This is a genomic window from Bradyrhizobium sp. 33ap4 (assembly GCF_032654765.1).
Taxonomy (GTDB): domain Bacteria; phylum Pseudomonadota; class Alphaproteobacteria; order Rhizobiales; family Xanthobacteraceae; genus Bradyrhizobium; species Bradyrhizobium australafricanum.
In genome coordinates this window covers 46,803-57,774 of the sequence record NZ_JAUMTJ010000044.1, presented here as the reverse complement: position 1 = coordinate 57,774, position 10,972 = coordinate 46,803, and the positions used below count along the sequence as shown (strand labels likewise).

General features: G+C 59.1%; 6 protein-coding genes. 3 read left to right on the top strand and 3 right to left on the bottom strand.

Features of this window, described 5'->3' with window-relative positions:
• Positions 1-595 precede the first annotated feature (595 nt).
• Entirely contained in the window at positions 596-766 is a 171-nt protein-coding gene (locus Q2M23_RS29440; RefSeq protein ID WP_316397906.1) for a hypothetical protein, read from the top strand.
• 691 nt (positions 767-1,457) lie between these two features.
• Here the strand turns inward: Q2M23_RS29440 and Q2M23_RS29435 are convergent.
• From Q2M23_RS29435 to Q2M23_RS29425, 3 genes are all read right to left on the bottom strand, one after another.
• Positions 1,458-3,122, bottom strand: a complete 1,665-nt coding sequence (locus tag Q2M23_RS29435) for an ABC transporter ATP-binding protein (RefSeq protein ID WP_316397905.1) — start codon at positions 3,120-3,122, stop codon at positions 1,458-1,460.
• A 933-nt stretch (positions 3,123-4,055) separates the two neighbouring features.
• A complete protein-coding gene (locus Q2M23_RS29430; protein ID WP_316397904.1) occupies positions 4,056-4,430 on the bottom strand; it encodes a hypothetical protein in 375 nt (124 codons plus the stop codon).
• Between the two features lie 1,123 nt (positions 4,431-5,553).
• Entirely contained in the window at positions 5,554-7,380 is a 1,827-nt protein-coding gene (locus Q2M23_RS29425) for an NEL-type E3 ubiquitin ligase domain-containing protein (RefSeq protein WP_316397903.1), read from the bottom strand.
• 636 nt (positions 7,381-8,016) lie between these two features.
• Here Q2M23_RS29425 and nopM point away from each other — a divergent pair.
• Both nopM and Q2M23_RS29415 read left to right on the top strand, forming a co-directional pair.
• A complete protein-coding gene (nopM, locus tag Q2M23_RS29420) occupies positions 8,017-9,726 on the top strand; it encodes a T3SS effector NEL-type E3 ubiquitin ligase NopM (protein WP_316397902.1) in 1,710 nt (569 codons plus the stop codon).
• Between the two features lie 867 nt (positions 9,727-10,593).
• Positions 10,594-10,968: a hypothetical protein gene (locus Q2M23_RS29415; RefSeq protein WP_316397901.1), complete on the top strand. Its 375-nt coding sequence runs from the start codon at positions 10,594-10,596 to the stop codon at positions 10,966-10,968.
• The last annotated feature ends 4 nt before the right edge of the window (positions 10,969-10,972 follow it).

Here is a 10,972-nt window from a genome sequence, read left to right as displayed (position 1 = left end):
TGCGCGGCGTAAGTGCCTTTTCGGCAGGCCGAGTTGTTCCTGCAAATTTGACAAGACAGGCCATCCTCGACAACAAGCATCTCGACGTCGACTACAAGACCTTCTCGCGACGAACGGTGGGACACAGCAAGACGCTCGAACGCATCGAGGGTGCGGGCGTGCGGCTCCTGAGAGGCATCCTGGGGTTTCCGCCCGGGCGAGGCACTGCGGGCAATCGGACGGGAGCGCTTCGCGCACCGCCTGCTGCTCGCGGGAAAACTCGACCTCGAGGGAGCCGACCTCTCCCGGATTTCTCCACATTATCACTCCCAAGGAAGCAGATCGCGACCGCTTTCGGGAGCCGCGGCGTACATTCTGACGATCGAAAACTTCGCAAGCTTCAACCGGCACATTGCCGAGGCGGACCCCGTCGACTGGGAACGACGACGTACGTCGGCGGTTACTCCTCGCTCGCCACCCAGCAGGCGCTGCGGACGGTCGTAGGGTCGGTATCCGAACAGACGCCGACCTTCCATCGGTCGGACATCGATCCCGACGGGACCGGATATTCCACACCATCGAGCGCGCCGTCGGTCGACCGATCCGCCCCCGCCTGATGAGCGTCGAAATTGCCGAGCGCTCGGGACAAGTGCCGTCCAAAAACTCCGGACCCGCCAGATGCTCACCAGAGTCCGGTATCGCGCTGCTGGCAGCGTACCTGGCAGAAGATGAAGCCAAGACGGTTGAGCAGGAAGAACTCGATCCCGTTTTGCCAGAGCTTCGTTAGAAAATCCGCGTCGGTGGCAGGACCGACATCGCGCCGTCCGCGATTCAAGAATCTCGGCGGGCGATTGTTGAACAACACCCGCGATCGGCAAAGCGGACGCCATGAGTAAGGCGGCTGCTCGCCGGGATAAGATAAACGTCGTCGGCACGCGGCGACACGCCCCGAAGCACCCGCCTGCCCTCCGGAAGAGATCGCATCTACCGCTTTTCTGAGTTGCGAACCCAAGCTCGTGGTCAAGCGTATGCGTACAAGGGCGGCGCTTGTGATCAGCGTGACGGCGGAGGACCATGTCCATCTCGCCAATGCCCGCGGAGGCATCGTGACCGATGTTGCCGTCCGGACACAAGTAATGGGAAGTGGGTCGATGTCTGTCTTCGACGAACTCATCAATCTCGGCACATATGCGCAGAATTCCGGTCTGGTGCAGCGTGAATTCAAGACGAAGGAGCCTGCTCCGACCGCAAGCCGGCCGATCGCCAATCTTACACCCGTCCCTGCCGCCCGGCATCGCATATTGGCAATCGGCACCCTAGAATGTTTCACGTCTACCGGAGCACGGGGCCGCCAACTCCTTCATAGATGCCGAGGATCGTCTCTATGACGTGGGTCGCTCCTTGAACTGCGAAGGCATCTCGTCCGGCAATGCACCTTCTGTGTGGCGTCAACGCGCCGGGCCGATCATTCCCCTCGCCTATGTTACTGACAAGCCGCAGTCGGCCAGGTCGACCACGACGTCGCTTGTAGAAACCACGCCTTTGCGGTGAGTGATCGCCAGCACGGTCACATCTTTGGCTAGCGTACGGATATGGTCCATAATGTCCTGCTCGGTTTCTTCGTCGAGCGCGGAGCTGGCCTCGTCAAGAAGAAGGATCGCCGGCTCGCCATAAAGCGCGCGGGCAATAGCAATACGCTGGCGCTCTCCGCCGGAAAGCTTCAAACCACGTTCTCCAACGGCTGTGTCAAATCCTTCAGGCAAGGCCTCGATTAAGGGGAGAATAGCGGCTTTTTCCGACGCAGCGCGAAGGCGCACCTCGTTGCGGGGCCGTCCTAGCAGGATGTTGTCGGCTAGCGACTCATTGAGCAACATCACGTCCTGCGGCACGACAGCAACTGCGGCATACCAATCCGCGCGTTCGATACCCGCTATATCGGTTCCATCCACCAAAATACGACCGCAGTCCGGTTCAATCGATTTCAAGACGAGCTTAAAGATTGTCGATTTTCCCGACCCCGATTCACCGACAAGGAAGGTGATCCCACCGCGCCCGGCCATAAACGAGACGTTCGTAATGCCACGACCGCTGTCGTAGGCGTAACCAATGCCCTCGAAAGATAGCTGGCCAGCGGAAGGCGTAAACTCTTGAGCGTGAGATGGTCGCCGCTCTTCCGGTGCGGCCCATAGCCTAGCTAGAGGGATGAGGTCGGCTCGCGACCGCGCCACGTCAGAAATGGCTCGCGCAACCATCTCGAATGGCATATTGAGCTGGAGCAGAAGCATGTTGAATAGCACCATATTCCCGATGGTGACCGCCCCAACCTGGTATTCAGGTATGAGAAGGAGAAACGTGACCGCAAATTGTAGCGCGACGGCTGGGCCGAGCACGGCGATGTAGGCGACGCGTTGCAACACATAGGCGCGCCAGTTGTCACGCACCTCCCGCGCCTTCATCGTAAAGCGCTGGCTCACCCAGGAATGACTGCCGAAATACCGCAAGGTGTCCATGGAGTTCATGACGTTGCCAACGAAACGCGCATTGTCCTGTCCGGCTTCTCTGGCTCGTTCCAGGAACACGTACGCGCGACGCGTGGAACTCCACGTCAATGTGATCAGAACTGCGCCATAGACGATGACGATTGCAGCGATCTGGATATTGAGGAGCACACCGAGAGTAGCGAACGTAAGCAGAAGTTGTGTTGCAGCAGGGATGAACACGACGATCCCAAGCTGGACCAAAGCCGTCAGGGCGCTGCGCCCGCGAGCGGCCGCATTCTGTATCTCTACGGGATTGTGCTCAAGAAAAAAGGCTGCGGTTTTCCTCAGGATGCGATCAAAGAAGCCTGTTGCAGCGATGAAGCCCAGGTTCTCGGCTGTCATGAAGGACAGATACTGCAGCATGCGCTGCAATGCGGAGGCTGTCCCGAGTAGGACCGCATAGCCTGCGACCCCCCATGCAAGCACCGACATGTCTTCCCGCGGGAGGCGGTCAATGAGGCACGAAAATACATAGGGCGCTGCGACGCTGGTCGCGCTTGAGATCAGCACCACTGCGACAACGACGAGAAGCAACCACTGATCGGAGCGCCAATACGCATGCAAGATTTCGAAAACCGGTGATAACGTGCTGTCGTTCGACATATCTAGCGGATAGAGGAAATGAGCTCTGCTTAGGCTGAAAGAGCCGACATAGCTCCGTTTGCACGATGATGATATGCGAGCTCACATAAAAAACGATCGATGAGTGCTCGCCGGGACTTTCCGTGTACTATTGCTTGGCTTCAAATCGAACGATCCAGCACGCTCATCAACTCACCAAGGCTGGTAGGTTGTCGTCCGACTTCTCACATGAGAGATCATGTTTCGTGGCGTGCTGGCTGAACACCAGTGCGAATTTTGCGATTTTTGTTTGGCTATTGCAAACTCGACGTAGCGCTATGGGTTTTCACCTTGAAGCGCGCCGAGACAACATTAGGCAGGAGGTCTCAACTCAACGATTTCAACCGCGTTGATATCTCGTTCCTGGCCTCGGTGACAAAGTGGAGCTCAGCGGCGCGCGTTGCCTGATCGTTGTCAACCACGCTGTCCTTCCGGGCGCCCCCAAAGCTCCGGCGGAGCGGAGTCATAGTGATAGGCAACCGGCTGGCGTCGATCGCGGCGATCCACCAGCAGGAACGACCATTGGGAACCACGGCGATTGAGGTTTGTAGCGTTTGCATCATTCGCGGCAAGAACAGGAAGCCGGCTGTATCGCTACCATTCTTGACAGTGCGATGGGCAGAAGTTCGCCACGATATTCACGCAGTCGGCGGAACAGTATCCGCTTAACACCTACGCACACCTATGCTCTCGGCCTGCCTGACCGCGCTCCGGCTGCGTACCAACATGCCACGTAACTGTATCCGCAGGCATTGCTACCCCCAAATGTTGCGGGGCAGAATTATTGCCGGAGGGAACGCTGAAGAAAGTGCAGTTAGCAATCTGCCAGCATAGTCGGAGAAGGAGGACGCGGCCGCCGTCCAGCGAGCGGCCGGTGCCTCTATCCTCGTTCTAGGCTTGGTTTGTCTTCCGTCGTTAGTGCTGTACGCACGCCGGATCGGTCAAACAAAAAAACAGATCACAGATGCCATCCAACGGGTCCTCCGCGCATTGAGGATATGACGTATCGGCTAGCTGCACCTTGCTGGCGACGGGTTGATCGGCGGCCTCGGCAACAAAGGCCGGCAGCGCCGTCGTTGCAAACGCAGCGGCGCTCGCGGTTACAAACAGCAATTTTTTCATTTCAGAGTCACTCCCGTAGATAGGCCCCGAGCCGTCCTCCACGGATATATGAAGGCGCCATAAGTGGTACAATTGATTTTCTTGATCAGGCTCATCTACGGAATGGATGAATTGGGATATCTCCGCGGCTCTGGCCATCAGTCGCTCGGAATCAGCGGAGCCAATCATGGTTGCTTCTCGCGGGCTTCGAGGACTCACGCATTAATCGGAGCAATTGGAGAACGCGGTGACTGCATTGGCCGGGGCCGGGTGACTTGCATTCCTTGACCGGACGAGTGACGCCCGGCCGTCCCGTCACATCCCTCATCGAGTGCGCAAGCGAACTCTTCGTGGCGCATGCGATGACCGCAGAGATCGGTGAATTCCGTTCGTTTGTTCGGCTACCTGATCATCGGCGACAACCCATCGATCAGTCCTCCCGCCCTTCCGGCTGCCCTTCGCGAGCCCCGCGCTCATAGCAACCAGCCTGCCTGAGCTTTCTGGAGCTTAGCCGTCGATGCCAACCAACTAACCAGTCTGGCCATCCCCTTTGCAGCAACGCCTGAGGAGTTCGGCGGTGGATCTTCTTCGCACTGATCTGGTCGCCCCGGATTCGGGCACGGGTCGGAACGCCACTTACAAGCACAATCCTGCTCCCCGCAGGTGCAGGGCTGTGGACGGCAGCACATAAGGTCCCCGCGCCTTGTCCCGCCAGACGTCGCCTTGGCCTTGCCGGCTTTGATGCATTATTCGTCAACCTATTCGGCGCCTTCCTTCTCTCAGCATACGGCTCGCACGGTGGCGGCTTGATACGAGCCGCTTCCTCCGCTGGGAATGATGCGATCGCTAACATCCCTGTCATCGGCCGCCGGCTTACTGACGGCCTATTTCTGGCATTCGGCGTGGTTTCGTTGGCGCGGGGATTGCGCACATGTATGCTGATGCCGTTCGCGTAGTCTGGGCCGCGGCCGAGAAAAGCACCGCGCGGCTAAAGCCAGACAACCGCCACTCAGGATATCGGCCAGGATCCCATCGCGACATTTGCTGCGTTGTAAAAAGGATGATCGCTCTCGGGGCGAGCCAGACGTCTACGAAGATTTATGAACATGCGTGTTACATCGCGCTCCTCTGTCTGACCCAGCGTCCGCACCCAAGTGAACGTGAGATTGCAGTTGCGGCAAATCAGAGCGCCAACGAGGAAGTTTTCGCAAACTAAAGTGTTTGGCAAAGCGGCGGAAATCTTTATCGACGGTCAACCACGCGCTCAATCAGCTTAAGTTTCCTTTAGCTTCTCGCTGTAGCAAAGGCGGCCTCAGAGCTTCACGCCGTGATCATTGAGCACCTTGTCTCTTAGAGCGCCCTTGATCTCGCGGGCGATTTCCTTGCGAATCTCAGCACCCAATTCTCGCTTGGCATCCTCGACGAGATCAGATGCACTCCCGGCCAAGCCTTTGTCGGCGAGTTGTTGCTCCAGCCGGTTGTCGAACTCCTCCCCCATTGCATCAATGAGCTGGCCCTGCATCATGGCATATTCTTCAGGAGCGATTCGCCGCACCAGGCCGTCCCAAGGTTGCCAGTCCGTCGCCAAATAGCCGGCGAATTCCGCCGCCTCCTTGGTCAGGACGGAGGTCTCCGCACTGTCAACGTCGGCATCGGTGACGCCGGAGACTTCAAAATAGCGCATAGCGGGCGCGACGTGTTGCAGTCCTAGCCGGTCGCGCAGCTTGTTCTGATAAGCAAGATAGACCTCAACGGCGTCGATGTCTTCGACGTTGTAGGCGGACTGAAGCGAGTGAGTCTTTTCGCGCGCAATCCGCTCAAGCGCGTCCAGACGGAACATGATGCGCCCAAGATCGACGAGATCGGGAAGTCGGGCCGTATCGTCGTAGGCCCCGTTCTCGACGTCTGCGATGAGCCGCGCGGTTTGCATGCCGTTCCAAGTCAAAGTTCTCCGATCCTCGCAGCTTTGGTTGGCGTCGAGAGCCAGTTGAAAGTACTGCGCGCGCAATTGCGGGTTGGTGGCCGCCAAGCGCAGATCGTCAGCGACCGACTGCTGGAATTGTTCATTGCCAGAATTGACCGAGTCGAACAGCTTTTCGAGGAAAAACGCGTATTCTTGGGCGCCCGGCTCTTCTGCAAAGCTCTGCCAAGTGGCCAGTACCTCTCGATCGCCCTGCTTCGGATCGCTCCTGAGCCAGGCTGCGACTGTTTCAGCGAGATCATCGGCCTGTCCATCGTCTGTCCCGGACAAATCACTTTCGTCATCGCGCGAAAGGTAGACGGTCGGACCGGTATACCCTTCGGCGCGGAGGGTTGTGTCCAGGTTCGTCAGCACCTGCTCGGGCAGGGGATTTTCACCCAGCTCTATCCTGGCACCTGCGCCCAACTGCGTCAGCAGATCCTCAGGCAGACTCGCCAACTGGTTTTCGCTGACGTCGAGAAACCGGAGCATGGCAGGGAGAGATTGCGGCAAAGCCGTCAAGCGGTTTTGGCAGACGTCGAGAAACTGGAGCGTAGCCGGCAGATCCTCCGGCAGACCCGTCAACCGATTGTGGCTGGCATAGAGAAACTGGAGCGAAGCAGGGAGAGTCTCAGGCAGGCTCGGTAACTGATTGTGGCTGACGTCGAGGAACTGGAGCGCTGTAGGCAGGACCTCGGGCAGGCTCCTCAGTCGATTTGAGCTTGCATCAAGCCCTCTGAGCTCGGCCGGAAGAGCCGACAGACTAGTCAGCTGATTGCCCCTGATGTCGAGACGCTGGAGCGAAGCAGGCAGACCATCGGGCAGACTGGTCAGCCGATTGAAGGGGACCTCGAGCACGACGATTTCGGTCGGAAGTCGAGGCAGACTGGTAAGAGACAATGATTCGAGATCCAGTCTCGCGACCTCATCCCGAGCATTCACTCGCCTTAGCGCCTCTTCCCGATCCTCCAGTGGACCCACGTGCTGTTCAGCAGCCCAATTCTCAAGCGTCTGGTCTATTTCTCCGTTCGCATGAGCTGAATCCGCCGGGCTTTCTGCATAGCCTGACACAACTCCGTCCCACTGCGCCGATGCCTCATTTTCCCGGTCGGTTTGGCCGGAAGACGCGGAAAGGCTGGCACTACCCCGCTGTATCTGTCGCTCCTGAAAAGAATCCATCCCCACCCCCTTGCGAGACCGAGCATGCTCAGTCCATGACGACAGATAGGAGGGCTTAAGACATCTAGCTTTCCATAAGCTGACAGGTCCGATCGGCAAAAACTGCAACCACGCGTCGGAAACGACACTGCTGTCGTGACCTGAAACTGGGCTGTGGATCCTGGCTGAGGATACGATCCATTCGTACCCGTGCGTTCTAGCAATCAGAGCAAGCGCTGCGATCTTCCAAAAGGTGCGACGTCTCTCCCCAAGTAACAAGCAGTCGGCACCGACTCATCTGAAGAGGTTGATCCGCTCAGCCGTTGGTGTGACCTACTTTGGCAACAACGGTTGAGCGAACTGGCCAACCTGGAGCAACGCTCGTCAGCTGATCGACAGGTAGGCCTGCTAAGCTCAGAAAGCTTCCACGATGACGGTCTTCAGGACTTATCTGGTCACGAAGTGGCAGCAAGCCTGGCAACAGGATCGATCCAATTGCCTCGGAGGACCTCGTGTGAGGCTTACCGGCTCGGCCAGGAGTCGGTAGCCCCTGAGCGTCTGCGTTCGCTCGAACGATCGTTGCGCTGCGCAACGGCCTGCTTCGCGGTCTTGGGAAGCGCCGGGCGTACTCTTTGATTCCAACAGTGAAGAAAGTTGATGAACACAGGACAGGCACAGCGAAGTGCAAACTCCTCCCTCGACACTTTTGAAGATGGGGAGCAGGAAAGCTACCTCGGCGGCTTCAACCGAGCCTTGGCAGATTGGGTCGAAGCCTTGACAGGATATCGGACCCCCGCTTCTTCGCGTGCGCGCATCCTGGAAAACTGGGCCGCCGAAGAGGGCCAGGGCGAAGCCGAGAATCGGCGACAGGGGCGCTCACGAATTAGGGCTGCGGAGAACATTGGATCGCATTTGGTAGATCTGTCATCCCTCTCCCTGACCGCTTTGCCCGACGCCCTGCCGCCCCGGCTGAGGGAACTGCGCGCCATGCACAACGAGCTAGGCAGCCTGCCCGCTCGGCTGCCCCCGGGTCTCAACGAACTTCTTGTTAGCCATAACCAGTTGACCAGTTTGCCGGACGTGCTCCCGGCGAGCCTCTATCGCCTGGAAGCGAACGATAACAGGTTGACCAGTCTGCCGGCAGATCTCCCGGCGGGGCTCGGGATCCTAAGCGCAAACAATAACCGACTCGTCAGCCTGCCCGACGCGCTCCCGACCGGCCTCACCTCGCTCGCGGTTAGCGGCAATCAGCTGACCGAGCTTCCCGTCCTCCCATCGGGGCTTATCGAAATCGATGTCAGCAGCAATCAGTTGATCAGCCTCCCCGAACCCCTTCCCGGCTGGCTTCAATCGCTCAATCTGAGCGGCAACCGGCTGACCGGCCTGCCTGAGGATCTCCTATCGAGTTTAAACTACCCGAATTTGGAGCTTGCGTTCGCCGACAACCCGCTCCCGGACGAGGTCCGCGCTCACCTGGCGGCACCGCATCTTGAACAACGGTCTCTGCACGAGGCTGCGGCGCACTGGCTCGGGAACGACCTCGCAGCGCTTGCCGAATGGCAGCACTTTGCGGATGAGCCGGGCGCTCAGGACTACGCCCGCTTCCTGGAGAGGCTACGAGGGACCGTAAACCAGGGCAGCGACGAGTTTCGGCAGGCAGTGGCTGACGATCTGCGGCAGGCGGCGGCCGATCCGAGACTGCGCGAGCAGTTTTTCACACAGGCTTCCGAGGCCAACGCGAGCTGCGAGGATCGTATTACCCTGCACTGGAACGGTATGCGGACCGCGCGCCTCAATGCTGAGGTCGAGAATGGGTCGTATGATGATCGGCTTAGCGAGCTGATCCAGCGCGCCCGCGTTGCTTTTCGCCTCGAGGCGCTGGACGGGATCGCGCGCGACAGGGTTGAATCGCTCCTCAGCGTCGACCCGAACGTAGACGATGTCGAAGTCTACCTTGCCTATCAACACCTCCTGCGCGAGCCGCTGGAGCTCAGTCACGTCGCCCCTGAGATGCGTTTCCTGTCGGTCTCTCACGTGACCCCGGATGATGCGGCGCGGGCGCTGGACCTGGTTCGGGAGCAGGAAGCGAACCAATTCACCGACTACATGGCAACCCGCTGGCAACCCTGGGAGACGGTGCTGAGGCGCATCGCTCCGGACGAATATGAAGCAATGCAAGATCGGCTCGTCGAAGCCATGGGTGAGGAGTTTCAAAGCCGCCTGGATCAGCGCTTGGCCGAGCACGGTCTGCTAGGCGACCCAGATGCCGAGCGGGTGCTCGGAGCTCAAATCCGGAACCAAATCGCTGGCGAGATCAAAGGCGAAGTCATGCACCGGCTGCTCGCAGACCGCGGGATCGAACAATAAGACTTCTCAGAGCCGCCGCGCAGATATCTTCATTGCTCTGCAGCGCTGATCGGTTGTGTCAACTGACATCATCTTCGAACTGCCGCTGACCATCACCGATCGAGATTGGTCAGCGGATCGAATAACGCACGCCGACGAGCAACGTCGGGCTCGCTCACGAGTGATGAGCAAGGATCGAGCCGGCACAAATGGGGATCGAAGGCGCGCAGTGGCAGCATAAGAGACTTGAAGTGCTCGCAAGCGTTGGAAGGTCGAGCTATGGACTGCCGGACGTGGCGCGATGTGGCCAGACCCGAGGACGCTAGATTGCTCAGGCCTGAGCACGGTAGAACTGAGCTAGGGACCATACGTAGCAGGCGAGCCTGCCCGCCATGACTGGCTAGCCGCACTTGCGTCAACCCTAGGACCTGGATTGCCGATGTTCTCGCAGCGTGGGCGGGGCGAGGCCGTCTCAATAGCGCGATTGGTGAATTGCTTTAGGCGCTAACCGGCCGGCCGATGCGCCGTGGCGGGAAATCCCGCCGGGAGATGTTCGAAGAGATCGAGCGCGCCATTGGCGCCACTCCCGACGAAATCCTTATTCGAATATGCCGAATGGAAAACGGCAAACGTGCACCCGCTTATCGTGTCAAAGTCGATAAGACCTTTTACTTGGCGCCGCGCCGGCTGATCAGTCGTCAGGTGGACATCCGGCCTGCCATCGCGCGGTCGACATCTTGCAGAATCACCACGTCGCCAGCCAGGCGCGGCGTTCCAAGCGCAGTCGCCATGTTACGTTGAACGAGCACACCCCAATCCTAGGCCTCACGTCAATATGACGCCGGCCAGCTTGATCAAGATGGCAGCGCGGAATGCGTCTGCCTCGCCATGCCGGTCGAGCGGTTGATGCGCGAGCGCCCGTATTCCGAACAGTATTTTTATTTCGCCACGGGCATTATCGCTCTGGCGCGACGCTACGAGCGCAATCGGCTGGAATCAGCCTACGAGAGCGCGCTCAATGCGATTCAGCTGCGCCTCCGTGAGCGCCGTCGTCAAGGCAGGGCTCGACCACGCGAGCCCGCGACGCGCCCGTCGAAGCCATGCCTTTGCCGCGCCAGCATCCGTGGCGGACTACTATCAATGAAGGAAGTGATGACCGTGATGCTGAGCCACCCGACCCTCGACCAGATGCGACTCGGCCCTGGCCGGAACGGTGGCGGCCTACTGACCTTCCGCATCGATCAGGGGGAAGCCGCCATATAAAGCT